The organism is Sphingomonas aurea (genome assembly GCF_030678875.1).
GTDB lineage: Bacteria > Pseudomonadota > Alphaproteobacteria > Sphingomonadales > Sphingomonadaceae > Sphingomonas > Sphingomonas aurea.
Genome location: NZ_JAUUDS010000013.1, coordinates 1 through 23,649, shown reverse-complemented (window position 1 = coordinate 23,649; position 23,649 = coordinate 1). Strand labels below are relative to the sequence as shown.

Annotated in this window: 31 protein-coding genes and 1 riboswitch; of the genes, 14 read left to right on the top strand and 17 right to left on the bottom strand. The window is 63.7% G+C overall.

The window, feature by feature from the left end:
• Positions 1-3: 3 nt before the first annotated feature.
• The 4 genes from Q5H91_RS16015 to Q5H91_RS16565 form a co-directional block, all read right to left on the bottom strand.
• Entirely contained in the window at positions 4-1,215 is a 1,212-nt protein-coding gene (locus tag Q5H91_RS16015) for a type II restriction endonuclease (RefSeq protein WP_305174449.1), read from the bottom strand.
• Between the two features lie 13 nt (positions 1,216-1,228).
• Complete coding sequence (locus Q5H91_RS16010; protein ID WP_305174448.1) at positions 1,229-1,699, bottom strand: very short patch repair endonuclease; 471 nt, start codon at positions 1,697-1,699, stop codon at positions 1,229-1,231.
• Positions 1,689-2,960, bottom strand: a complete 1,272-nt coding sequence (gene dcm, locus Q5H91_RS16005) for a DNA (cytosine-5-)-methyltransferase (protein ID WP_305174447.1) — start codon at positions 2,958-2,960, stop codon at positions 1,689-1,691. The genes Q5H91_RS16010 and dcm overlap by 11 nt, the downstream gene beginning before the upstream one ends.
• A gap of 226 nt (positions 2,961-3,186) precedes the next feature.
• The gene (locus Q5H91_RS16565) at positions 3,187-3,684 is read right to left on the bottom strand and encodes a deaminase (RefSeq protein ID WP_370655280.1); all 498 of its coding nucleotides are present in this window, start codon (positions 3,682-3,684) and stop codon (positions 3,187-3,189) included.
• 30 nt (positions 3,685-3,714) lie between these two features.
• Between Q5H91_RS16565 and Q5H91_RS16000 the strand changes: the two genes are divergently transcribed.
• Positions 3,715-4,542, top strand: coding sequence for a dCTP deaminase domain-containing protein (locus Q5H91_RS16000; protein ID WP_305174445.1), 828 nt, complete (start codon positions 3,715-3,717; stop codon positions 4,540-4,542).
• 20 nt (positions 4,543-4,562) lie between these two features.
• On the opposite strand, the gene Q5H91_RS15995 is transcribed toward Q5H91_RS16000, so the two are convergent.
• The 5 genes from Q5H91_RS15995 to Q5H91_RS15975 form a co-directional block, all read right to left on the bottom strand.
• Positions 4,563-5,138, bottom strand: coding sequence for a recombinase family protein (locus Q5H91_RS15995; RefSeq protein WP_305174444.1), 576 nt, complete (start codon positions 5,136-5,138; stop codon positions 4,563-4,565).
• Between the two features lie 134 nt (positions 5,139-5,272).
• Positions 5,273-5,755, bottom strand: coding sequence for a c-type cytochrome (locus Q5H91_RS15990; protein WP_007406258.1), 483 nt, complete (start codon positions 5,753-5,755; stop codon positions 5,273-5,275).
• 14 nt (positions 5,756-5,769) lie between these two features.
• Positions 5,770-7,005, bottom strand: coding sequence for a molybdopterin-dependent oxidoreductase (locus tag Q5H91_RS15985; RefSeq protein ID WP_007406293.1), 1,236 nt, complete (start codon positions 7,003-7,005; stop codon positions 5,770-5,772).
• A gap of 89 nt (positions 7,006-7,094) precedes the next feature.
• A complete protein-coding gene (locus Q5H91_RS15980; RefSeq protein WP_007406242.1) occupies positions 7,095-8,246 on the bottom strand; it encodes a TDT family transporter in 1,152 nt (383 codons plus the stop codon).
• Positions 8,243-9,115 carry a LysR family transcriptional regulator gene (locus tag Q5H91_RS15975; protein ID WP_007406272.1) on the bottom strand — a complete coding sequence of 291 codons (873 nt, stop codon included), beginning with the start codon at positions 9,113-9,115 and terminating at the stop codon, positions 8,243-8,245. The genes Q5H91_RS15980 and Q5H91_RS15975 overlap by 4 nt, the downstream gene beginning before the upstream one ends.
• Before the next feature lie 146 nt (positions 9,116-9,261).
• Between Q5H91_RS15975 and Q5H91_RS15970 the strand changes: the two genes are divergently transcribed.
• Both Q5H91_RS15970 and Q5H91_RS15965 read left to right on the top strand, forming a co-directional pair.
• Entirely contained in the window at positions 9,262-10,329 is a 1,068-nt protein-coding gene (locus Q5H91_RS15970) for a molybdopterin-dependent oxidoreductase (protein ID WP_007406227.1), read from the top strand.
• A complete protein-coding gene (locus tag Q5H91_RS15965) occupies positions 10,290-10,838 on the top strand; it encodes an MgtC/SapB family protein (protein ID WP_179510735.1) in 549 nt (182 codons plus the stop codon). The genes Q5H91_RS15970 and Q5H91_RS15965 overlap by 40 nt, the downstream gene beginning before the upstream one ends.
• 51 nt (positions 10,839-10,889) lie before the next feature.
• On the opposite strand, the gene Q5H91_RS15960 is transcribed toward Q5H91_RS15965, so the two are convergent.
• The 4 genes from Q5H91_RS15960 to Q5H91_RS15945 are packed head-to-tail and all read right to left on the bottom strand — an operon-like array spanning position 10,890 to position 13,974.
• Positions 10,890-11,660 (bottom strand): anti-sigma factor family protein, encoded by a 771-nt coding sequence (locus Q5H91_RS15960; protein ID WP_305174443.1) that lies wholly within the window; start codon positions 11,658-11,660, stop codon positions 10,890-10,892.
• Positions 11,657-12,166: an RNA polymerase sigma factor gene (locus Q5H91_RS15955; protein WP_007406239.1), complete on the bottom strand. Its 510-nt coding sequence runs from the start codon at positions 12,164-12,166 to the stop codon at positions 11,657-11,659. The genes Q5H91_RS15960 and Q5H91_RS15955 overlap by 4 nt, the downstream gene beginning before the upstream one ends.
• A gap of 1 nt (position 12,167) precedes the next feature.
• Positions 12,168-13,607, bottom strand: coding sequence for a YncE family protein (locus Q5H91_RS15950; protein ID WP_007406255.1), 1,440 nt, complete (start codon positions 13,605-13,607; stop codon positions 12,168-12,170).
• 1 nt (position 13,608) lies between these two features.
• Entirely contained in the window at positions 13,609-13,974 is a 366-nt protein-coding gene (locus tag Q5H91_RS15945) for a DUF305 domain-containing protein (RefSeq protein WP_219994278.1), read from the bottom strand.
• Positions 13,975-14,137: 163 nt separating this feature from the next.
• Positions 14,138-14,214, top strand: a riboswitch (Fluoride riboswitch).
• Positions 14,215-14,237: 23 nt separating this feature from the next.
• Here Q5H91_RS15945 and Q5H91_RS15940 point away from each other — a divergent pair.
• The 9 genes from Q5H91_RS15940 to arsH all read left to right on the top strand — a co-directional run bounded on the left by Q5H91_RS15940 (position 14,238) and on the right by arsH (position 20,587).
• The gene (locus Q5H91_RS15940; RefSeq protein ID WP_007406263.1) at positions 14,238-15,596 is read left to right on the top strand and encodes a voltage-gated chloride channel family protein; all 1,359 of its coding nucleotides are present in this window, start codon (positions 14,238-14,240) and stop codon (positions 15,594-15,596) included.
• Positions 15,553-16,005 carry a DUF190 domain-containing protein gene (locus Q5H91_RS15935; protein WP_204200589.1) on the top strand — a complete coding sequence of 151 codons (453 nt, stop codon included), beginning with the start codon at positions 15,553-15,555 and terminating at the stop codon, positions 16,003-16,005. Before Q5H91_RS15940 ends, Q5H91_RS15935 begins: the two co-directional genes overlap by 44 nt.
• Before the next feature lie 142 nt (positions 16,006-16,147).
• Positions 16,148-16,705 (top strand): recombinase family protein, encoded by a 558-nt coding sequence (locus Q5H91_RS15930; protein ID WP_150426770.1) that lies wholly within the window; start codon positions 16,148-16,150, stop codon positions 16,703-16,705.
• A 317-nt stretch (positions 16,706-17,022) separates the two neighbouring features.
• A complete protein-coding gene (locus Q5H91_RS15925) occupies positions 17,023-17,355 on the top strand; it encodes an ArsR/SmtB family transcription factor (RefSeq protein WP_066779324.1) in 333 nt (110 codons plus the stop codon).
• An 11-nt stretch (positions 17,356-17,366) separates the two neighbouring features.
• Positions 17,367-17,795, top strand: coding sequence for an arsenate reductase (glutaredoxin) (gene arsC, locus Q5H91_RS15920; protein ID WP_088368451.1), 429 nt, complete (start codon positions 17,367-17,369; stop codon positions 17,793-17,795).
• Positions 17,795-19,081 (top strand): arsenic transporter, encoded by a 1,287-nt coding sequence (locus Q5H91_RS15915; RefSeq protein WP_088368452.1) that lies wholly within the window; start codon positions 17,795-17,797, stop codon positions 19,079-19,081. Before arsC ends, Q5H91_RS15915 begins: the two co-directional genes overlap by 1 nt.
• Positions 19,078-19,401 carry a YnfA family protein gene (locus tag Q5H91_RS15910; RefSeq protein WP_088368453.1) on the top strand — a complete coding sequence of 108 codons (324 nt, stop codon included), beginning with the start codon at positions 19,078-19,080 and terminating at the stop codon, positions 19,399-19,401. Before Q5H91_RS15915 ends, Q5H91_RS15910 begins: the two co-directional genes overlap by 4 nt.
• Positions 19,398-19,832 (top strand): arsenic resistance N-acetyltransferase ArsN2, encoded by a 435-nt coding sequence (gene arsN2, locus Q5H91_RS15905; RefSeq protein ID WP_219994274.1) that lies wholly within the window; start codon positions 19,398-19,400, stop codon positions 19,830-19,832. Before Q5H91_RS15910 ends, arsN2 begins: the two co-directional genes overlap by 4 nt.
• Positions 19,832-20,587: an arsenical resistance protein ArsH gene (arsH, locus tag Q5H91_RS15900; protein WP_066779332.1), complete on the top strand. Its 756-nt coding sequence runs from the start codon at positions 19,832-19,834 to the stop codon at positions 20,585-20,587. Before arsN2 ends, arsH begins: the two co-directional genes overlap by 1 nt.
• Here arsH and Q5H91_RS15895 read toward each other — a convergent pair.
• Positions 20,578-20,985: a MerR family transcriptional regulator gene (locus Q5H91_RS15895; RefSeq protein WP_066779335.1), complete on the bottom strand. Its 408-nt coding sequence runs from the start codon at positions 20,983-20,985 to the stop codon at positions 20,578-20,580. The two genes, arsH and Q5H91_RS15895, sit on opposite strands and share 10 nt — an antisense overlap.
• A 63-nt stretch (positions 20,986-21,048) precedes the next feature.
• Between Q5H91_RS15895 and Q5H91_RS15890 the strand changes: the two genes are divergently transcribed.
• Both Q5H91_RS15890 and Q5H91_RS15885 read left to right on the top strand, forming a co-directional pair.
• A complete protein-coding gene (locus tag Q5H91_RS15890) occupies positions 21,049-21,801 on the top strand; it encodes a MauE/DoxX family redox-associated membrane protein (protein WP_305174441.1) in 753 nt (250 codons plus the stop codon).
• A 415-nt stretch (positions 21,802-22,216) separates the two neighbouring features.
• The gene (locus Q5H91_RS15885) at positions 22,217-22,438 is read left to right on the top strand and encodes a hypothetical protein (RefSeq protein ID WP_066779340.1); all 222 of its coding nucleotides are present in this window, start codon (positions 22,217-22,219) and stop codon (positions 22,436-22,438) included.
• Between the two features lie 32 nt (positions 22,439-22,470).
• Here Q5H91_RS15885 and Q5H91_RS15880 read toward each other — a convergent pair whose 3' ends face one another.
• The 3 genes from Q5H91_RS15880 to Q5H91_RS15870 all read right to left on the bottom strand — a co-directional run.
• A complete protein-coding gene (locus tag Q5H91_RS15880; protein ID WP_058733718.1) occupies positions 22,471-22,911 on the bottom strand; it encodes a DUF411 domain-containing protein in 441 nt (146 codons plus the stop codon).
• Positions 22,912-22,970: 59 nt separating this feature from the next.
• Positions 22,971-23,327, bottom strand: a complete 357-nt coding sequence (locus tag Q5H91_RS15875) for a DUF305 domain-containing protein (RefSeq protein WP_041043301.1) — start codon at positions 23,325-23,327, stop codon at positions 22,971-22,973.
• A gap of 93 nt (positions 23,328-23,420) precedes the next feature.
• Positions 23,421-23,649, bottom strand: a 229-nt coding sequence (locus Q5H91_RS15870) for a DUF305 domain-containing protein (RefSeq protein ID WP_305174439.1), incomplete at its 5' end; no start/stop codon positions are given.

Genomic DNA, 23,649 nt, shown 5'->3' with positions numbered 1-23,649 from the left:
AGGCTACCCGAGCGGAAGCAGGCGCACATCACCAATGAAACTCTCCAAGGTCTGGAGGTGAGGCTGCACCGTCGTCGGAAAGTTTTTCATGATGCCGGCCGGAACAACAAGTTGGACGCCCGCGCGGGTCATCTCCCCGAATTGGGCCTCGGACACACCTTCCTGCAAGGTGAGTAGGTGCTTGGCCGGAACCCGTTCCGCCTCGTTGAGAATCTGCCGCCAGCGGTCACGGCATGTCGTCTTCACCGCCAGCATTCGGAGCCTGTCCTTCGGGAATAAGGGATCGCGATACGCTGATACGGATGGGAACAGAAAATCGGGTCGCTTGCCGTCCTCTGATACCGGTTGGTGAGTGAAATGGGTGCCTTCGACCAGCCGCTCCTCAAGGAAGATTTGACGGGTATGCAGCTCCAACGAGCGTCCTGACCTCGCCTTCCGGCGCTGGAGGATGGTCTGCGCACGAGCAACGAAATCATCGACCGTTGGAAAGCCGGCTTGGATGTGGGGCATTTCGACCCACTGCTCGACACTGCGGAAAATCTGAAACTCACAATCCCGGCGTCGCATCAAACGTTTATCAGGATTCAAGCCAAGGTCGGGGCGCATCTTCACCGCCGTCTGGATGATCTCGGCTCCGGTCGGGAATTTAATCCGCCATGCATCCGGAATTTCCGCCTCGCTGATCCTACAGCCGGCAGCTACCCACTGTATTGCGTTCTTGATTGATCGGAGATTGCCCTGCTGGGGCGGCCATAGCTGCCCCTTGCCTGGCTCAATCGGCCCAACATGATCCTCAACAAGGTCCTCTTCCGTCCCGTGTCGGCAAACCCACACATGACAGTCGGGGAGCCCGGGTGGATCAACCTTGCGGAAAGCAAAGATAGTCAGGGCACCTGTACTTTCGGGATCAAGCAGCGCGGATGCCTGCCCCCCGAAGTTTGTGAACCGCGTCTCGTTGCGGCCGTCCTTGGTGCCGTGGAGCTTATTATTGTACCATACCGCCCGGACCCGCTGATGATCGGGATCGGAATCCACATAGAGGTCGAACCAGAGGTCAGGATTCTTTTCGACCGGCCTGTTCAGGCTTGGAAAGAAGCCGAACATTACCTCACGCGGAATATATGGTCCGGCTTGGTGGGCCTTGTTTTCAAGCGTGTCGTTGCCCGATAGCCGCTTCAGGAACCAGACAAACTCCGGCCCACCATACTCGTCCATCCAGTCGACAAGATCACCCACCGGCACGATTGGTCCCCCTGATCTCCCCCTGACGCTGATCGGAGCGAAGCCAGTCGGCCGCGAGTGGCATAACGGCATCCGCCCCGATCCGGCCGGGGCCTTTCATCGAGCATTCCCAAATTTTCAACACGCGCCATCCGGCATGGTCAAGCGCAGCCTCCACCTCGGCGTCGCGCTCCTGATTGCGTCCGATCTTCTGCCGCCAGAAATCTTGGCGCGTGCCGGGCCAGCGAAACAACGGGCAGTCATGCGCGTGCCAGAAGCAGCCGTGAATGAAGATGACCGCGTGCCACCGTGGCAACACCATGTCGGGCTTGCCGGGCAGAGCGCGATCGTGGAGCCGGAACCGGAAACCAAGGGCATGAAGGCCGCGCCGCACTACCAGCTCAGGTTTGGTGTCCTTCCCCCTGATCCCGGCCATCATACGGCTGCGCGTTGCCGCATCGACTATATCACCCGGCAAGCGCCAGCTTCCGCTGAAGCCGTTCCGGCTCGATCTGCGCGCGATCGACCAGCCATGGCAGCATGTGATCGGCAACTGCCTTCACCACCGGTACAACGACAGCGTTGCCGAACTGTCGATAGGCCTGCGTATCTGAAACAGGGATGATGAAGTCTCGCCCGCCCGGCTCATCAAAGCCCATCAGCCGTGAGCATTCGCGCGGCGTCAGCCGACGAGGGTTCTTGCCTTTCTGTTCAACAAGGATTTCGGACCCATCCTTGAAATAGCGTGCTGACAGCGTTCGAGCGACGTTGCCCGGCCCAACCAACCCAAAGCCAAAGCCGTTGCCCGCCGCCTTGTGCTTCTCGGCATAAGCCTGAAGGTAGCGCCATAGATGATCGGTGAGGGTGTAGCGCTCTGACACAGACGCGATGTTTCCCCGGGTATAGGGAGCGTCCAGCTCTTCGGTGCCGTCTTCGGGATGCAAAATGGTGCCGAGTTTTGGCCCGTTGAGCATGTCGGGCAGCACGAGGTCCGCAAACGTGAAATCGTTTGGATCGCGGAAGCCGACGATAAAAATGCGCTCGCGTTGCTGAGGTACGAACGCCTTAGAGTTGATAACCTTCCAGTGGACTTGATAGCCCAACTCGGCCGTCAGCGTGCGGTGAATGACCTCGAACGTTCGACCCTTGTCATGGTTGACCAGATTCTTGACGTTCTCCAGCAGGAACGCTCGGGGGCGGTGATGCTGAATGATCTTCGCCACGTTGAAGAACAGCGTGCCCTGCGTCTCGTCGGCAAAACCGTGCGGTCGGTTGAGCGCGTTCTTTTTCGACACCCCGGCGATCGAGAAGGGCTGGCACGGGAAGCCCGCCAGCAGCAGGTCGTGTGCCGGGATGCTCTCCACCGGCACCTTGGTTATGTCGCCGGCGACCTCATGCTTGCACTCGTAGTTGGCGAGATAAGTGGCCTGCGAATATTTGTCCCACTCACTCGTAAAGACGCATTCACCATACTCGTCGAAACCGCGGCGCAAGCCGCCTATGCCTGCAAACAGGTCGATGAAACGGAATGCCTTGCCGGGCAACTTCGCCTGCGGCTTCGCTGCCCGATTATCACGTATCATCGTGTCGAGCAGCTTAACAGCTGCCCGGCGCGGCCGCGTCAGCCCACGCTCCCACCGATAAACCGTGCTGCGGGAAAATCCCGCCAAATCCGCCAGCGCATCTACGCTGATGCCGGCGCTGGTGCGAAGACGGGAAAACTCGGATACGGACGGCAAGCGGCACCTCTGGGAATATTTGTGCCACAATGACGCTTGGCTTCCCCTCAAGCAAGAACGAAAGGCGATTCTATCCCATAAGGCTGCCAAGCCCGTCATCGTCCGCGACTGAGCTACGCCCCATGTACAAGGCTTCGATACCGCTGCGGGGAAGGGGAGGGGGGCGGAGTGCGCCAAATGGCTGCTCCCCCGACACCGACACTTGCCCACAATAGCCCGCCCTGCCTTACGACAGCTCCTGATCTCCGGCCGGAAGGTATCGTACCTTTATGCCAGAACCTCTCAGTATTTTTAGTGCCGCCCGTTGAGCCTCCAGCCACCTCTTTTCACCAGAAAACCCGTTCGGAAGTACAACTCTGCGGATAGGAGACCACGCAATGGCTCGTGCACAATCACTGCATGGAAATCTAGTGCAGTACAGAGTGGCTCCTTCAAGGTTCTTTCCGGCCAGATAAGCCTCGAACAGGGCAGCCCGCTCGGCATGTTCTATGATGTGATAACGGTCCTCGGTAGCCACCTCTTGGTTCGCGGCTTCCATTTCAGCCTTTAGCCTTGGCGGAACGACGTTCGAGGACCGCGCGAGTTCGCCACTGGCGTTGGCGATTACAGCCCCAACTGCGGACTGAGGCACGGTTTTCGCCTTTGGATCGTCGGTGTGGAGCCTCTCTGCGAAGGCCTCCGCAAGGTAGAAGCGATCGGCTTCTGTAAGAGACGAAAAGCGCACTATGGTGTTCCGTACAAGGGGGGTTTGCCGATGCTGCTTACACAGGCACAGATTCGTGGCCTAAACATTGTTTCCAACGATGTGCCGGGCGGTTGGCGCCCTACCTCCTACGATGCAACCGTAGGGGACATCGTAATCGGTGGTAAGATACTAAGTGAGAACAGCTATGTTATCCCACCGCGGGGGGTCGCTTGGGTGGTATCGACGGAGACGTTCGCGCTTCCTGATAAAGTGACAGGCCTCGCTACTTTAAGAACAACTTGGACGCATAAGGGAGTGTTGGCCCTCAATGTCGGAGTTGTCGATCCTTCATGGACTGGCTCTCTTTCAACAGCTCTCGTTAATTTGAGCAAAACACCTTTTCCTATTTCGAAAGGAGACCCGTTTTTCCGCGTCGTATTTAATAGGCATCGAGCATCAGGTGCACCGGCGTCCGGGCAACCTAGAGACGCCTACTTGCGCTCCACCACGGAAAGGTCAGCACTGTTTGCTCGCACATTTCTGGATATGGATTCGCTGTCTTCGGAAATAGCTAAGGAGATACTTGGCCTTCCAAAAATAGCAGTCATAATCGGCATTGTGGCCCTTCTTGTTTCTATCGCGGCCATATTCGCTCCTATTGGATTTAGCACATGGTCTGAGTATCGTCAGATTCCAGTTAAGTACGACCAACTCTCCAAACGTATTGATGATATTAACTCGGACATTATCAATAAGAAAATTAGCGATTTGGAACGGGAACTAGCTATCCTGCGTGCACTTAACGTCGAAAGGCAGAAACCGACACAGGTTAGGACTATAAGGCAGTACCCACCTCCTCACATCGTAGTAAACGCTAACCAAGCCGCGCAGCCTTGATTTTACATGGGCCGTTTCGATCAAACTGAATCTTGGTCTTCCCGATGCTTTCGCAGCACGCGCTGCACTGTCGAACGAGATACACGAAATAGGCTGGCAAGCTGGGCAGGGGAGCCTTGCCCAGCTTCTGCCTTGGCGATGATCTCGGCGCGTTGCTGGCCGGTTAGGCTCGGCCGGCGTCCAAGGTGTCGCCCTGCGCTGCGCGCGTGCGCCAGCCCATTCATGGTCCGCTCGCGGATCATGGCGCGCTCGAACTCGGCGAACGCGCCCAGCATCTGCGTCATCAGCCGGCCTGGCGCGGTGGTGGTGTCGATCGCCTCGGTTAGCGACCGGAAGCCGGCACCGGCTGCGGTAATCGCCTCCAGCGTGAACAGAAGGTCGCGGAGGGAACGGGATAGCCGATCGAGCTTCCACACCACCAGCACGTCGCCGGGCGTCAACCCGCCGATCGCGCGCGCCAGCTCGCGCCGATCGGCTTGGCCGCCCGATGCTTCCTCCTGATAGATCGGATCACACCCCGCGTTGGTCAGCGCACGAAGCTGCGGAGCAAGGTCTTGGGTGTCGCCGCGGGACACCCGCGCATAGCCGATTTCCATGCATGTATTCTGACACGGGGTTGTGACACCTGCAAACCCGCAGAAAAGCTCGGGGAGGGGGTTGGTGTCACAACCGGACGGCTCCGACACCGTCCCGATTGGGATGGTATTTCGGGATTATGGAAGTAGATCGGTTAGCCGGTTCCACCTGAGACATCAGGAGCCACTTTGGGGTCCGGGTCCTGCGCCTTGCCGGTCGCGGGTGCCACCTTCTGGCTCGGCATAGCGGTGAGATAAGCAACGATCGCATCGACGTCCTTCTCGGCCACTGGCGCCTTATACACCTCACGCATCTTGGTGACGGTCGCCTTCCACTGATCCGCCGATAGCGCAGGCTGGGTCAGCGCCATGCTGGCTGAGTGGCACGAGGTGCAATTGGCATTGATGACGTCGGCGTGCGGACCGTCGGGGTAGGTCGCGTCGTCGGCCGGCAGGTCGACGCTGGTCGAGGCAAGCGAGAAGCCGCGCGCTGACACGCTGGCGGCCGGTGCCGGCTCAGACATCTCGGAGATCGGAACGGGCGCCTTGCGGCTGCTCGGCGCGCCGATCGAGACGAGGATGATGCCGGTCAGGCCGATCAGGCCAGCAGCCATCATGCCGGGAGACGGAGTCTTCATGATTTGCTCGCTCCTCAGGCCGCGATGATGGTGGTGGTTTCAATGTTGCCGCGCATGAACCCGCCGGGATTCCAGATCGGCTTCATCGGCTGAGCGACACCGTTGGTGTTCCAGCAGCGCACCATGATGGGGTTAGGCCCGCGTCTCAGCGGCACCCGCCCGTCCCAGCGCCGGAAGCTGTACCTGCCCTCGTCCGCTCCGAGCGTCGTCCTGTACCAGGTGCGGCCACCGTCCGACGACACATCGACCTTGGCGACGCCGCAATCGCCGCCCATTGCGATGCCGCCGACCGGGATCGACGCTTCATAGGCGATCGCCTGACCATCGGGCAGGCTGGTCATCCAGCTACGCGGGATCATGCGATTGATCGGTACGGTCGGGAAGTCCTTGGCACCGGGCGCGACATTCGCGCCGGGTGTCGCGGGGATCTTGTAGGCCTTGGCCATCCAATACTGGTCGTCAGGGCCGGGCAGTACCTCGATCGCGTTCAGCATCTTGACCCAATAGGTCGAGTACCAGCCCGGCACGATCAGCCGGCAGGGAAAGCCGTTGAGGAGCGGCAGTTGCTCGCCGTTCATGCCGAAGGCGATCATGACCTCGCCGTCGCGGGCATGGTCGATGTCGAGTGCCTTCTCGAAGTCAGGAGCGCCCGCCACGACCGGCTGATCGAGAGCGCCGAAGCGCACCTGCACCGCGCCTGCCTTGACCCCGGCGAGGTCGAGCACGTCGCGCAGGCGAACGCCGAGCCACTTGGCGTTGCCCATCGCGCCATTGCCCCATTGCGCGCCGGCGACGCGCGGCTGGAACAGCCCGCGGCTGTTGCCCGAGCACTGGTTCACCGCCGCCATCTCGACCCGTGGAAGGCGCAGCAGCTGAGCGAGGCTGATCGACAGCGGCCGATTGACGTGGCCGAAGACGTTGAGGCGGAAACTTTCGACGTCGATCGAGGTCGGTATGTCGGCCCAGTGCCAGCGGACGAAGAACTGGTCGTTGGGCGTGAACACCGACTTGTCGAAGACCTCCATCGGCGTCTCCAGCAAGGGTGGATGGACGCGCTGGAGGATCATGCTGCCCTTGCCGGGAAAGGCGCTGGTCATCGGCCGCTCGGCATTGCCGCCGGGCAGCTTCAGGTCGACGAGCTGCTGCGCCAGTGCCGGCGCGGCGGCAAGGCCGGCGGTGCCGAGCGCGGCATGGCTGAGGAAGCGGCGACGGCTGGTCTCACTCGCCAGCCCGGCGTCGAAATTGTCCATGACAAGGCTCTCCTGTGGCCAGTCACGCTGGCGGATCGAAGGGGCATTCTGCAAGTGATCGGACCGACTGATCCGATCATCATGGCGGATCAGTTCGGGGTGGCGATGCAGGGCGAGACGAACAGGTTGCCCCGCCATGCACCGGCTAGCGTCTTGGCACCGACCAGCAGCCACATCGCCGCGAGCGCAACCGTCAGCACCGTGCCGACGATACCGAAAAACATAAGGTTCAGCGTCGTGCCGAGGCGGAAGGTGGCGACGGTGTAGACGCCGAGCGGGAAGGTGTAGCCCCACCAGCCGAGGTTGAACGGCACGCCCGCGCGCCAGTAGCGGATGGTGATAAGCGTCGCGAGCGCCAGCCACCACAGGCCGAAACCCCAAAGGCAGAGCCCGGCGACAACGCCGATCCCCTGCGCGACGGTGCCGACGCCGGCTAGCCCGTGCGCGGTGAGGATCGCCGGCGCATCCGCGCCGAGCACCAGCATGCCCAGAGCACCCGTGCCGATCGGCCCCAGCGCCAGCCAGGAAGATGCCGCCATGCTTTCATGCGGCAACTTGTGGAGTGCCATGCGCAGGATGAGGATGGCGAGGATGCCAAACGCGACCGGCACCGAATAGGCCCACAGCACATAGGAGGTCGCGAGCGTCACTATCTGCGCGTGGGGATCGGTTAGATGCGGCGCGAGCAGCCCGCCGCTGGCGCCCGCCACTTCGGCAGCGACGACCGGCAGCAGCCATACGGCGGTCATGCCGTCCAGGCTGTGCTCGTGGCGGGTAAACATCAGGTAGGGGATCAGCACGCCGCAGGCGAGCGACATGGCGACGTCGATCCACCACAGGATATGCGCGACCGGCACGATGCCATTTCCGAACCGCGCGATGCCGAAGGCGAGACAGCCGTTGATGATCGTCGCCAGCCCCATCGGAATGGTCCCGATGAACATCGACACGGTGTTGTGCCCGAAGATGCGCCGCGCCTCGTGCCCGAACATCACCCAGCGCGCGCCATAGAGGCCGGCGAACAGCGCGAAGAGCGCGATATTGAAGAACCACAACACCTCGCCGACAGGTTTAAGCGAAGGCCCGATGCCGGGCACCTGCGGCAGCGCGAGGGCAAGGATGCCCGTGCCCATCGTCGCGGCGAACCAGTTGGGCGTGAACTGGCGGATCATCTCGCGGGGGTGATCGAGCCGGCTGAGCGGCTTGAGGCCGCTGAGAACGGAGTGCGTGTCGGCAGTCATGCGACCTGCTCCTTGATGAGATCCGTCAGCGCGTCGGCCGCGCGGGTGCGATAGCGTTCCTTGTGGCGCAGCGCGTGAAAGGCGCGGTCGGGCAGCCCGAGCGGCAGCTCGACGAGATCGCCAGCCTTGAGCGCGCGCGCGACGACCAATCGCGACAAGACGGCAACGCCGGCACCGGCCTCAACGGCGGTGCGCACCGCCTCGTTGGACGGCAGCGTCATCGCTATCGTCAGCTGGGCCGGATCAAACCCGCGCGTTCGCAGCACGTCCTCGAAAGTCGAGCGCGTACCCGATCCCTGCTCACGGACGATCCAGCGTGTAGTGCGCAGCCAGGCCTCGTCGATGCGTTCGGCTTCCTCGCGGCCGACCAGCACCATTGGGTCATGCCCGACATTCCAGTGGGCAAGCGCCGGTTCGTCCACCTCGCCCTCGACAAAGCCGAGTTCCGCCGCGCCGCTCAACACCTGCGCTGCCGCGCCTTCGGTGTTGTCGATCGCCAGCTCGACCGCGATCTGTGGGTGGCGTTCGTGGAAGGCGGCGAGCTTTGCCGGCAACCAATAGCTCGCGATCGTCTGGCTGGCGACGATCCGCAACGAACCACGCGCGAGCCCGGCATAGTCCGCGAGCATCGTCTCGGCATGCGCTGCCCGCCCCAGCACCGCGCGCGCTTCCTCCAGAAAGCCGCGGCCTGCCTCGGTAAGCTGGATGCCACGCCCGACGCGGTGGAACAGCGGAACGCCGTAGCGCGCTTCGAGGGCCGCAACCGCCCCGGAGGCAGCAGACTGCGTGACGTTCAGCGCCTCCGCTGCCTTGGTGACGTGTTCGCGCTCCGCGACACCGACGAATATTCTGAGCTGCTCCAAAGTCATGCAGCATATATCGCGTACTTAGATCGATACGACCAACCGTTTGATATGGTCATTCCAATCTGGATATCGGAATGGTCGGCAGCCTTTCGTCTGCGATGGTCTCGAAGACTTGAAGCGTTACGCGTGCCCGCGACGTTTGATCGTCCATGACCGATATGATCGAGCGCAGTTCTGATCCCTACAATGCCGAGCCGACGCCCGGTGCGTTGATCGAGCGGTTTCTGACGCCGCAGGCGCTGTTCTACGTGCGCAGCCACGGGCCGGTGCCGGATCTGCCCGCCAATCATCGGATCGAGGTGAGCGGGAGGGGCATGGCGAGCCGCTTCTTCTCGGTGCAGGAACTGAAGAGCACGTTTGCCACGCGCACGGTAACGGCGGTTCTCCAGTGCGCCGGCAACCGGCGTACCGATCTCCAGCAGGTCGCCAACACCTCCGGCGATCCGTGGGACGTAGGCGCGATCGGCAATGCGGAGTGGACCGGCGTACGCTTGGCCGATGTGCTCGATGCGGTCGGCGCGCCGGATGCGTCCGAGCTGTTCGTGGCGTTCACCGGCGCGGACGAGGTGGACGTGGAGGGTGAAGAAGCCTTGTTCGGGGTATCGATCGCCATGAGCAAGGCGCGGGAGCCCGACGTACTCCTCGCCTGGGCGATGAATGGCGAGCCGCTGACGCCCGAACATGGCGCCCCGCTCCGCATGGTGGTGCCTGGCTATGCCGGGGTCCGCAGCGCCAAATGGCTGACACGGATCGAGGTGCGTGAAACGCCCTCCGAGGCACCGATCCAGGCGCACGACTACAAGCTCTTCCCCGCCGCTGTGACGAGCGACACCGTCGACTGGAGCCAGGGTCTGACGATCAATGCCATGCCGCTCAACGCCGCGATCTGCTCGCCCGGTGCGGGCGAGAGTTTGGCCGCCGGAGAGGTGCGGATTGAGGGATATGCCATTGCCTATGACCGCCGTATTTCTCGGATCGAAGTGTCGGTGAACGGCGGTCGCGACTGGCAACAGGCGACCTTCGCCGATGATCCGGAGACGCGCTGGGGCTGGCGGCGCTGGATCCTTGACGCCACACTTGCCAAGGGACGCCAGCACCTTGTCGCCCGTGCCTTCGACGAGACCGGGCAGGGACAGCCCGAGCGGCCGGATACGATGTGGAATTTCGCCGGCTATCTGTGCACCGCCTGGCATCACGTTCACGTGCTGGTCGAATGATCGAAGCATCAGCGGCACCGGACGTCGCTTTCTGGATCGATGCGATTGGCCGGCTGGTGGTGGCGACCGCGGCCGGGATGGTGCTCGGCTGGGAACGCTCGCGTGAGAACCGGCAGATCATGGGCCTGCGGACGCTGGGTCTGGTCGGTCTGGCGAGTTGCATCGCCGTTCAGGCGATCGTGCATAGTGGCTTGCCGAACGTGAACGCCGATGCCGCAGGACGGGCGATGCAGGGCATTCTGTCCGGCGTCGGCTTCATCGGTGCCGGTGCGGTGCTGCGGGTCGGCCAGGGTCAGGAAGTGCATGGATTGGCGACCGCCGCGTGCATCTGGGTGACAGCCACGATCGGCGCGGCAGCGGGGTTGGCGGTGTGGCCGCTCATCATCGGCGGGGTGAGCCTTGCAATGCTCGTCCTGTTCGTCGGCGCGCCGCTGGAACGCCGCATCCGCGAGCGAGCCCGTCTGACGCCGGCCGAGACCGACAGGAAGGATGTCGAGCGCAAGCCGTGATCGCGCTGGACCGCCCGGTGCCCGTCGGCGCCGGGAGGCGGCAAGGCGCTATCAGGACACAAGCGCGGCATCTGCCTGACGCCGGACTTCATCGGCGATCGGCTGCAGTTCGGCCGCGGGTCGCTCGCCCACCACACTATAGCCGATCCCGTCGACCGCCCATGTGACCCGGCCCATGGTCCCGCTGGACGTGCTGGTCATGCTCGCGGTCTTGTCGATCTGCATGGGCCTCGTCAGCACCGCAAGTTTCGACGCTTGCGGTCCGTCGTAGAGGAGCAGTGCCGCAGGGCCGTGGGGCGTCGCGACCAGTCGCCCCCCGCCATAGCGATAGCCGGCCGTGCTGAGGTCCGGGATCGTGACGCGCTCACCCAATCGAGCGGAGGTCCATCGGATCAGCATGGCGCGCTGGTCGGGGCCGATCTCCGCCGGTCGTATCCGGTCGGCGGCATAGACACGGAAATTATCACTCGCCTCGTTGGCCAGCGCCGCGATGCCCGCGCGGGGTTCGCCGCTCCACCGCGCGCTCGACCAGCCACCGCCAAACCCCAACGCCAGCAGAAGTGACGCGGCGATGGCGAGCTGCCAACGCGGTTGCCGTTGCCGTCCCCTGATCGCTGCCACGCGCATCGTCGCCGGGATCGGTTCATCCGCGACGGGGGCGAACAGGGATGCAAGGGCTCGCGCCTGCTCCGCCTGCTCTCGCACACGGGCATGCACGTCCGGCTGGCCTTCAAGATAGGCGTCGACCAGGCGCTGCCGCTCGGGCGACAGCCTGCCATCGATCCATGCGGCCAGATCGTCCTCGCCGATCGGGCTGGTCATTGCACGCTCCTCAATCGCGGCCGTTCACCCTCCCGGAGGAGGGTCGCCAGACGGTCGCGCCCCCGCGATATGCGCGACATTACCGTGCCCAGCGGCACGCCGACTACGGCAGCGACCTCCGCATAGGGCAGGCCCTCGACCGAGACCAGGAGCAGCACCGTTCGCTGTTCTTCAGGCAACGCATCAAGCGCGCGCAGCAGGTCGCGGTGGTGCAGGCCTGTGTCCTGATCGGCCGGGCGGCCGAGCGCGGCGTCGTCCACGAGGTGGAGCGGAACCGCCGTACCTCGCCGGCTATGCTGCCGCTGATGATCGACCAACAAATTGTGCAGGATCGCATAGACCCACGGGCGGACCTCCGCACCCCGTCGCTGTCGCCAGCGCCCGACCGCGCGCTCCAGGCAATCCTGCACCACGTCATCCGCCATCACCCGGTCGCGCAACCACGACCGGGCATAGCGGCGCAGCCCGGGGATCAGCGGTTCGATCGCGGCGGCAAGCGGGTCCATCTCAGTCGCGCTGCACCTGCACGATGCGCCCCGGCGCGCCGTTCACCACCTCCGCAACCGCCAGAAAGCGCCGGGGTGTCGCGGTGCTGCCCTGAACGATCTGGCGGATCGGACCCGATGCGTTGACGATCGCCGCACCTGCCGGGTTGCTCATGAAGTTCGCAAGCGGCTCTACAGCGCCGCTGCCGTCCGCATTGGCGGTCAGTACGAGCATGTAAGGCTTCTTGGGCTGCAAACCGGTAACGGCACTCTGCACGACCTGAATGATGCCCTGGTCGAAGAGGGTGATGCTGCTTGCCGTACCTTTGCCGCCAATCGGCCCCATGGTCAGATGCAGCGCCTTGCCCGCTGTGCCGAGCGGCTGGAGATTGTCGGTGCCGGGGCCTGTCGGAACTGCGTTCGACACATAGGCGATCGCCTGCGGTGCCTGTCCGACCGGCACGGTAGCGACGACCGTGTTGCCGGCAGTGTCGATCGCGGCCAGCTCATCGGAATTCTCTAGCCCGACATAAACGCGCCGGCCGTCGCCCGATGGCCAAACACCGTGCGGCATCTTGCCGACCGGAATTGTTGCCACCGGCGTGAAGTCGGACGTGCGGAACACCTTGACCACATTCTCTCCGCCGACCGTCACATACGCGAACTGCCCCTTGGCCGTGCGGGCGAAATTGACATGGTTCGTGATAGGCCCGGTATCCAGCACCTTCAGGATCGCGAAGGGTGGCCGAGCATCGAATGCGACCGTCTTGCCGATGTCCTTCAGCGTAAACCACACTTGCTTGCCGTCCGGCGTCGCGGCGATGTTGGGGCAGAAGGGGCTTGGCTGCGCCACCTGTCCGACCTGCGCGTGGGTCGCGACATCGAACACAGCCAATACCGGATTGAACGAAGAGCAGACATAGCCGTACCGGCCATCGGGAGAGAAGATCGTCATGCCCGGACCACCGGGCGTCTTGATGCGCCCCGTCTCCTTGTACGTCGTGGGGTCGAGCACGGCGATATAATCCTCGCCGCGGACCGTGACCCACACCTCCTTGCCGTCCGGCGTGAAGAACGCCTCGTGCGGACTGCGCCCGACATAGGTCGTGTGCTTGACGGTGTTGGTGGCGGTGTCGATCCACGACACGGCGTTCGATCCGATCGACACGACCGCCAAGGTCTTCCCGTCCGGCGAGAAGCCCAGGCCGTGAACCAGCACCTGTCCCTTGTAGAGCGGGGAGAAGTTCATCGGCTGGGGATCGCCGAGTTTGATGACGCCGAGCAGCCGGTTGTCGGCCGGGTCGGTCACCGACACCGTGTTGGAGAATTGTTCAGACGCATAGACGCGGTCGCGGTGGCTGACGGGCATGTCCTTAGCGTTCCACGGCGCCTGCTGGGCCATGGCGAGGCCCGGTGCGGCGCTCATCAGCAAGGCGGCCGAGCGCAGGATGGTCCGGATCATGTCAGTGCTCCATAGGGCTATGGTGGTCGCCGCCCTGCGTCGGGGCTGGCGTCGAAGGCGGTAGCGGCTGGCCGATCGCCAGCTTCATGGCGGCGATCTCCTGCTGCTGATCGATGATGATTTCCTGCGCGATGCGCTTGAGCTGCTCGTTATGGCCGTAGCGCAGCTCCGCCACCGCCATATCGATGGCACCCTGATGATGCGGAAGCATCATCGCCACGAAGTCGCGGTCGACGTCACCGGACGGCTTGACCATCATGCCCGCCATCATCCGGTCCATCGCGACAGACATCATGGTAGCGTAGCCATCGGCGGGGGCGGCCGCGACTGCGCCGGTAAGTAGGGCCGAAGCCGTCAGACCCAGCATCCAATCTCGTCTACGCATAAGCCTCCAGCGCATCGGTCTCGAAAGCGTGGACGATGCTCGTCGGGGTTTATTCCGTGGCCAAAGCCATTTTATCGGTCCTCACCAAAATGATAGTCTCATGCTTCTGCGGTTGGTTGACCGGGTCGCGGTCGGACAGCATATGCGCAGGCACGGCGATGGATTTCCGCTGGGCCATTCGGTCGAACCGCCCTCGCAAGGGCCGATGATTCCTACCAGGCGCCGCAAGGCAGCAAGGAGGAATCGTGCGCGCGACATTTCGCAATCTCTATGACCAGTTCAACATGGCAGCGTTCATTCGCGATCGCCGCACCCATGCCACGTCGGTACTGCGGTGGGCTTTGATCCTGGTCCCGATGGCCGCAGCGGTGGGAACGCTCTGCGCGGCCTTCCTGCGGAGCCTCGACGCCGTAACCCGGCTTCGCTTCGCCTTTCCCTGGCTGCTCTACCTGCTGCCGATCGGCGGGTTCGTGGTCGGACTGCTCTACCATCTGACAGGGCGCTCGGTCGAAGGCGGCAACAACCTCATCGTCGAGCAAATCCACGAACCGGGGGGCGGCGTGCCGCTGCGCATGGCTCCGCTCATCTTCTTCGGCACGGTCGTGACACATCTGTTCGGGGGATCGGCGGGACGTGAAGGCACCGCCGTGCAGTTGGGCGGCAGTCTTGCCAGCGGGTTTGGACGCGCGCTCAGATTGGATGCGGAAGCGACACGCACCCTCCTTATGACCGGGATCGCGGCTGGGTTCGGCGCGGTCTTCGGGACGCCGATTGCGGGCGCGGTCTTTGCACTGGAGGTGCTGGCGATCGGTCGGGTCGAGTATCGCGCGCTGGTGCCATGCCTGGTCGCGGCGCTGGTCGGTGACTGGACCTGTCTTGCCTGGGGCATTCATCACGGCGTCTACCATGTCGATGCGCTGGTGCCGGTCGACGCGCTGCTCGTCGCCAAGGCCGGTGTCGCCGGCATTGCCTTCGGTCTGACCGGGCTGACCTTTGCCGAGGCCAATCACGCGCTGGGCGGATGGTTGAAGCGCGTGATCCCCTATGGCCCACTACGACCCGTTATCGGCGGGCTGGCCGTGATTGCGCTGGTCTGGCTGCTCGGAACCCGCGACTATCTTGGCCTGGGTACGCTCGCCGCGACACCGGACAGCCTGACCATCGCCAGCTTCTTTGGTCCCGATACGCACTCGTGGAGCTGGGCGCTGAAGCTGCTCTTTACCGTCGTGACCCTGAGCGCGGGCTTCAAGGGGGGCGAGGTCACGCCGCTGTTCTTTATCGGCGCGGCGCTCGGCAATGCGCTCGCGCCGATGTTCGGAGTACCGTCGGGGCTATTCGCAGCGATCGGCTTCGTCGCGCTGTTCGCGGGCGCGGCCAACACACCGCTGGCTTGCACGTTCATGGGGATCGAGTTGTTCGGCGCGGCCTATACGGTGCCGATCGCAGTCGCGTGCTTCGTCGCCTACCTCTGCTCAGGCCACAACGGCATCTACCTGTCGCAGCGCGTCGCTGTGCCAAAGGTACCTGCCGCACACCTCACACCCGACGCGACCCTGCGCGATGCCCGCACGCACCGCGCTTCTCGCCGGCGCACGCGCGCCTGATCCTGTTTCCTGTCGAAAGCCCGTCATGCCCAATCGTTTCACCGTCCATCACCGCGAAGTCGGGATGCTGCGCATCTATCTGAAACCGTCCGACAAGATCGGCCCGCGTCGCTTCTGGGGGGCAAAGCCGCTCTATCGCGAGCTGATTCGCACCGCGAAGGCGGACGGCATCATCAACGCCGTCGCGCAAAATACCCATTACGGCTTCAGCAATCACGAACCGATCCGGGAGAACGGCTCGGAAATTGCCGATCCGCATCTGACGATCTGTGTCGAACTGGTCGGCGATCGCGATCAGCTCGACCTCTTCTGTCGCCGGCATGGAGATCTGATCGGCGACAAGGTGATCGTCTACAAACGACTGGAGCATTGGACTATCACGCGCAAAACTGAGCTAACCAGAGCCTGATCGGCGTTCCCGTAAAGGAACCTTCAACGGGACGGATCGGACCAGCATAAAAATGCGCCCGATGAACGCCGGAGCTTTCCCAAAATATGTTCCCGAAATATGAGTCCCGAAATTCGCTGTTCGAGTTGGGATAACGGGACTCATGCTGGTTGGTTATGCGCGTGTCTCGACGTCCGATCAGGACCTGACGCTGCAAACCGATGCGCTGACCAGAGCCGGGTGCGAAAAGCTGTTCACCGACAAGGTTAGCGGCGCGAAGCTGAACCGGCCCGGCCTGATCGAGGCCCTCAATTTCGTGCGGGCCGGCGACACGCTGGTCATCTGGAAGCTCGATCGGTTGGGCCGCTCGATCCAAGGCCTGATCGAACTGGCGGCCGACCTCTCGGCGCGCAAGGTCGATTTCCGGTCGCTGACGGATGGGTTCGACACGTCCACGCCATCGGGGCGGCTGCTGTTCCATATCCTTGCCTCGGTCGCGGAAATGGAGCGCGAGCTGATAAAAGAACGGACCATCGCCGGCCTAGCGGCAGCGCGTGCCAAGGGTGGCACCGGCGGGGGTCGCAAATCGGTGATGACGCCAGACATGCTCGACACTGCGCGCAAGCTGCTGGCGGCGGGCGACAGCCCCGCCAAGGTCGCCAAACTGCTGCAAGTCGGCCGCTCGACCTTCTACCGTCACTTCCCAGCCGGCGAACGATAGCCGGTGTCATAACCGGACGGTTTTGACACGTTTCTCGCGGTGGGCGCACTGATCCGCGCGCCCTCCAAGGCGGATTAACTGTCAGGTGGTGGAATAGGCCGCGCCCGCTTTGCGGAGCTGCGAAAGCGCCGGCGGCGATTAGCGCGCGACGCTTCCTTGACCGCTTGGGGGTCGTCCAAATCAATCATGCTGCTGGTCCTCGGAAAGGCGAGGCGCGCGAGCCGCGCCTATAATCCTGTTCCGAGCCGGAAGGTGTTGCGGACCTGGTTTTTCCGGACCCGTTGCCTCGCTCTCGTCATATCCACTATGCTGGATATATGGAAAACGATTCGGCCATTTCCGCTTTGAGCGCGCTCGCGCAAGCGACACGCCTCGATGTCTTCCGCCTGCTGGTGCGGCATGAACCGAACGGTATGGCAGCCGGCGACATAGCCCGTCAGCTTGATGTGCCGCAGAATACCATGTCCGCACATCTGGGCATCCTTGCGCGCGCGGGCCTCGTGCGGTCCGAACGTCGCAGCCGATCCATCATCTACTGCGCTGACCTGGACGGCCTACGTGCGCTCACCCTCTTCCTCGTCAAGGACTGCTGCGCCGGCAATGCCGAGCTGTGCGCGCCGCTCGTCGCGGAACTCGCCCCCTGCTGCTGAAAGGACGCTTCGTGCCTGTCGATATCGTCATTTACCACAATCCCGAGTGCGGCACGTCCCGCAACGCACTCGCCATGATCCGCAATGCCGGCATCGAACCGCATGTGGTCGAGTATTTGAAGACGCCGCCCTCGCGTGCCCTGCTGGTCGAGCTGATCGATCGCGCCGGCATAGCGCCCCGCGAGCTCCTGCGAGAGAAGGGCACACCCTATGCGGAGCTGGGCCTGGGTGACACGTCGAAGTCCGACGACGCGCTGGTGGACGCGATGATGGCGCATCCGATCCTCATCAACCGGCCTCTGGTCGTCTCGCCACTCGGCGTGAAGCTGTGCCGCCCCTCTGAAGCCGTCCTCGATCTGCTGCCAAGCGATCAGCTCGGCGCGTTTGCCAAGGAAGACGGTGAGCAAGTGGTGGACGCTTCGGGCCAGCGCGTCGTCTGATGCTCCTGGCCGTCCTGATCTTCGTCGCCACAATCGCGCTCGTCATTTGGCAACCCAAGGGCCTCGGCATTGGGTGGAGCGCCATGGGAGGGGCGGTCGTGGCGCTGCTAGCGGGCGTCGTCACGCTGTCCGACGTGCCGGTGGTGTGGAACATCGTGTGGAACGCGACCGCCGCGTTCGTTGCCATCATCGTCATCAGCCTGTTGCTCGATGAAGCCGGGTTCTTCGAATGGGCGGCGCTGCATATCGCACGCTGGGGCAGGGGGCATGGTCACCGACTATTTGTCCTGATCGTGCTGCTCGGCGCGGCGGTGTCTGCGCTGTTCGCCAATGATGGCGCGGCGCTGATCCTGACGCCGATCGTCATCGCGATGCTGCGGGCGCTAGGCTTCAAGGACAGGGCGACACTGGCGTTCGTCATGGCGGCGGGGTTCATCGCCGACACGGCCAGTCTGCCGTTGGTCGTGTCGAACCTCGTCAACATCGTGTCGGCCGACTTCTTCGGCATCGGCTTCGGCGATTATGCGTCCGTGATGGTGCCGGTCGATCTAGTGTCGATCGCCGCCACGTTGGGCGCGCTGCTACTGTTCTTTCGAGGTGACATACCAAGAGCTTACGATGTGGGGGCGCTACGTACGCCCCGAGAAGCGATCCATGACGCCGCGACCTTCCGCGCCGGATGGATCGTTCTCGCTTTGCTGCTTGCCGGCTTCTTCCTGCTCGAACCGCTTGGCGTGCCCGTCAGCGCCGTTGCCGCTGCCGGCGCGATCCTTCTGCTGGTAATCGCCGGACGTGGGCACGTGATAGAGACGCGGAAGGTGCTGCGCGGCGCACCGTGGCAGGTCGTGATCTTCTCGCTCGGCATGTACCTGGTGGTCTATGGCCTGCGGAACGCCGGCCTGACCGATCATCTGGCTGCGCTCCTCGATCGGACGGCACAAGGCGGTGTCTGGAGTGCCGCCTTGGGAACAGGCGTGATCGCAGCCGTTTTCTCCTCGGTGATGAACAACATGCCGACCGTGCTGGTGGGCGCGCTGTCGATCGATGCGGCCCATGCCACGGGCACGGTCAAGGAGGCGATGATCTACGCCAACGTGATCGGCTGCGACCTCGGTCCCAAGCTCACGCCGATCGGATCGCTCGCGACGCTCCTGTGGCTTCACGTTCTCGGCCAGAAAGGCGTGCGGATCGGATGGGGCTATTATTTCCGGATCGGTGTCACGCTGACCGTGCCGGTGCTGCTGGTCACGCTCGGTGCCTTGGCGTTGAGGATTACCATCGAATGACTGCCCTGATCTACATCGGCGCGGCGCTTGCTGAGATTGCCGGATGCTTCGCATTCTGGGCGTGGCTCCGAATGGGCAGGGCGCCCCTCTGGCTGGTCCCCGGCGTTGCCTCCCTAATCCTTTTCGCCTGGCTTCTGACCCGCGTCGACAGTGATGCCGCGGGGCGGGCCTATGCCGCTTATGGCGGCATCTACATCTGCGCCTCCCTGCTCTGGCTGTGGAGTGTCGAGGGCGTCCGTCCCGATCGCTGGGATGTCGGCGGGGCCGCCCTCTGCCTTGTCGGAACCTGTTTGATCCTGCTCGGGCCTCGCGGCGCATGATGACGCCAATCGCCAGGCTTCTCCAAGCCAGCGACCTTGCTGAGCTGTCGCGGCACCTCGACGCCATGGGCTTGCCCAGCACCGATCTCGCGGAGCCTGACCGCGTGTTCTTCCGGTTCGATGCGGATAGCCTAATTGGCTATGGTGGTCTGGAAGGCGAAGGAGCCGACCGTCTGCTCCGCTCCGTCCTCATCCTTCCCGATCGTCGGGGCGCCGGCATCGGCCGCGCGCTGGTCGCCGCGCTCGAACAAGAAGCTTGCACACTGGGCGTACAGCGACTCCATCTACTGACCACGACCGCGGCCCCGTTCTTCCGCATGCTCGGCTATGCGGCCGCCGATCGCCATTCGGCACCGTCCGCTATTGCCGCCACGCGCGAGTTCACCTCGCTCTGCCCCGCCTCCGCGACCTACCTCGTGAAAGCCCTCTGATGCCGCTTCGTACCCTTGCCGATTTGGATGTTCTGCCGGCACTCGATCCGGCGTTTATCCGTCATCGCCTCGCCGCGGATCTTGGGCCGACCGAACCCGCTCCCCGCATCCTGCTGCTCTACGGCAGCCTGCGTGAGCGCTCCTTCTCGCGCCTAGCCGCGGAAGAAGCGGCGCGCTTGCTGCACCTGTTTGGCGCAGACACGCGCATCTTCGATCCTTCCACGCTGCCGCTGCCCGACCAAGTGGCGGGAGACGATCACCCGGCCGTTCACGAGTTACGCGAGCTATCAATGTGGTCGGAGGGGCAGGTCTGGTGCAGCCCTGAGCGGCACGGCCAGATCACGGGCATCATGAAGGCGCAGATCGATCATCTGCCGCTCGAGATGAAGGGGATGCGGCCGACGCAGGGACGCACGCTCGCGGTGATGCAGGTGTCGGGCGGATCGCAATCGTTCAACGCAGTCAACACACTACGCCTGCTTGGCCGCTGGATGCGGATGTTCACGATCCCCAATCAATCATCGGTGGCGATGGCCTACAAGGAGTTCGACGAAGCTGGGCGCATGAAGCCGTCGAGCTATTACGACCGTATCGTCGATGTAATGGAGGAGCTGGTGCGCTTCACCGTCCTGCTGCGCCCATATGCAACCCAGCTCGTCGACCGCTATTCCGAGCGCAGGCACGCCGGCGTGCCAGTCGACGTCAGAACCGATCTGTCGAGCATCGCCATCGCCCGAGCTGACGCTCAAGCGTGATCGAAAGCCGCCAGAATAGGGCACGGTCCCGCTGATCCGTTTCCGCACTCGTGTGCGAGATGCCGCAGTGACGCGCGTACCCGCTCAAGCTCCTCGATCTTGGCGTCCAGCACCGTAATCCGCTCGCTGGCAAGCTCGCGTGCGCGTGCGCGATCGTCGGTCGCGTCGAGCGCCAGCAGCTCGCCGATCTGCTCCAGCGTGAAGCCGGCGCCCTGGGCCGATCGGATGAAGCGCAGCCGGCGAACATCCTCCGGGCCATAGCGGCGGATACCGCCCCCGGACCCGGAGTTTATCGGCCTGTCGGGCGTGTCGAGAAGACCTCGGCGCTGGTAGTAGCGGATCGTTTCCACGCCCACATCGCCTTCTCGAGCGAGCCCTGCGATCGTCATGCCGGTCATGCCTTGACTCCGTACTATAGTACGGATGCCATATAGGTCGGGCACAGAGGCCGGAGAAGACGAATGGCGACGTTCGCGCCCAAGAAGGCGACGATCTATCGGATGGTGATGCCGACCCACACCTGTCCCTACGGGATCAAGGCGAAGGATCTGCTGCGCCGGCAGGGTTATGAGGTCGAGGACCATTGGCTACGCACGCGCGAGGAAACCGACGCGTTCAAAGCCGAGCATGGGGTCAAAACGACACCCCAGACCTTCATCGGTGGCGAGCGGGTAGGAGGCTACGACGATCTGCGCCGGTTTTTCGGTAAGACCGTGGCCGACCCCACGGCGGTGACCTACCGGCCGGTCGCGGTTGTGTTCGCGATGGCGGCATTGATGGCGCTGGCGGCCAGCTATGCCGTGCTCGGCACACCGTTCACGGTACGCGCGGGTGAGTGGTTCATCGCCTTCTCCATGTGCGTGCTGGCCATGCTCAAGCTCCAGAACGTGGAGAGCTTTTCGAGCATGTTCCTCAACTACGATCTGCTTGCGAAGCGCTGGGTGCCCTATTCCTACACCTACCCCTACGCGGAAGGCGCAGCGGGCGTGCTGATGGCGGCCGGCGTGCTGACCTGGCTGTCGGTGCCGATCGCGCTGGTGATCGGGACGACCGGAGCGGTCTCGGTCATCAAGGCCGTGTATGTCGACAAGCGCGAGCTGAAATGCGCGTGCGTGGGCGGTGACAGCAATGTGCCGTTGGGCTTCCTGTCGCTCACCGAGAACGTGATGATGGTCGCCATGGCGATCTGGATGGTGCTGGGCGTCGCGCACTGATCTGGTGCGGCGGCCCGGCGCAAGCTAGAAGGGCTGCATGAGCTTCGGCCGCCTCGTCCGCACATTTGCGCTGCTCCTGCTGGGCGCGATGCTGCTCGTGCGGATGGGCCCGATGTGCGAGGCCATGGCGCAGGCTGCGCCGCCTTCGCAGGCGCATGCCGGAATGGCCGATTGCGATCGCGCGCCGCTCACGCCCGTAAAAAAGACCCCTCCGGTGGACTGCGTAGGAGCCTGCATCGCAACGGCCCTCGACGTTCACACGTCTCCCGCGCCGCAGCTCGCCGTGCGGACGGATCCGCCCGCACCCGAGCCTCATGCCCTTGTTGGTCGCTCGGGCGGTCCTGCACCGCCACCTCCTCGAACCGCCTGATCGACGTGGATTCCGATCAATCAGTGCATTTGAGGAAAATTACACATGAAGACCATCAAGTTCATCGGCGCGGCTATCGCACTCACGCTCGTTCCCGCCACGGCCTTTGCCGCCGCTGACTGCTGCGCGGGGAAGGAGTGCTGCAAGGATGGCGCCGACTGCTGCAAGGACAAGGACGGCGCGAAGAAGGATTGCTGCGCCGACATGAAGGACATGAAGCACGGCGAGCACGCCGGTCACGACATGTCGGGCATGCAGAAGAAGTAAGCTGGGAGGGGAGGCGTTCGCGCCTCCCCTTTTCAATGGCGGGCGAACACCCTGCGGCCGCTCGGCCCGAACGCGATCACGTCATAGGCCTGGGCCTTCATGCCCGGCATTTCCATGCCCGGTGAGCCCATCGGCATCCCGGCGACCGCGAGGCCGGTGACGCCCTTCGGATGCGTGGCCAAGGCGCGCTTCATGTCGGCAATCGGAACGTGCCCTTCGAAGGTCATGCCGTCGATAATGGCAGTGTGACAGGAGGCGAGGTCTTGAGGCACGCCGCGTGCCTTCATGAACGCCGGCCGGTTCGCATCGTCGACGACGCGGACGGCGCGGCCGAACTGCTCCTTCACCTGCTGCGCCCATTTCTCGCAACAGGGGCAACCCGGGTCGCGATGCATCAGGACGGGACCCGCGGCGAGAGCCCCCGCAGGGGTAGCGCACGCCAGCGCGGCGGCGAGAAGGCGAAAGCGATCCATATCTGAGTTCCCGGGTGGCCATCCCCCCGCACGGTGACGGGGGGAGGGACGATAGTCGATTACTGGGCGCTCTTGCCATGCGCCCGCAGCCAGGCGTTCAACTCGCCGATCTCGCGGGTCTGCTCTGCGATCGTCTTGGTGGCCATCTGGCGAACCTTGGGGTCCTTGGTCTCGCGAAGCACGATACGCGACATGGCGATGCCGCCACGGTGGTGCTCGACCATCTTGCGGACCCACGTCTCGGTGGCATCGGCACCCATCGCCGACATCATCTTCTGATGCATGTCCATCTCGGCCTGCGGGTACGGGTTCGCCGGCGTCGGCCGCATCATCTGCCCATGGTTCATGCCGGAATGGTCCATGCCCTGCATCTGGGCGACCGCGGGAGCCGCGCCGAGGGCGGTCGCGACGGCCATAATCATCATTTTCTTCATCGTGTCGCTCCTGCGTCAAAACCCCCGCTCAACAGGGATACGGGCTCAAACCGATTAGCCCTCAAGCGATGTTGCTCAGCGGATCGGCTGAAGCGTGTTGACGCCGACGCTCTCGTCGGTTTCGGGGGGCGGGGGAGGCACCTGCTTGTCGCGATAGGAGGGGAGGTCGGGCGCATTGTCGGGCGTGGGGTGCGCCTCGAGCCGGGCGATGTGGCGCTTCATCTGCGCGATCTCGCGGACCTGAGCATCAATGATCCCGTCCGCCAGCTTGCGTACCTCGGGGTCTTTGATGTGCGCGCGCTCG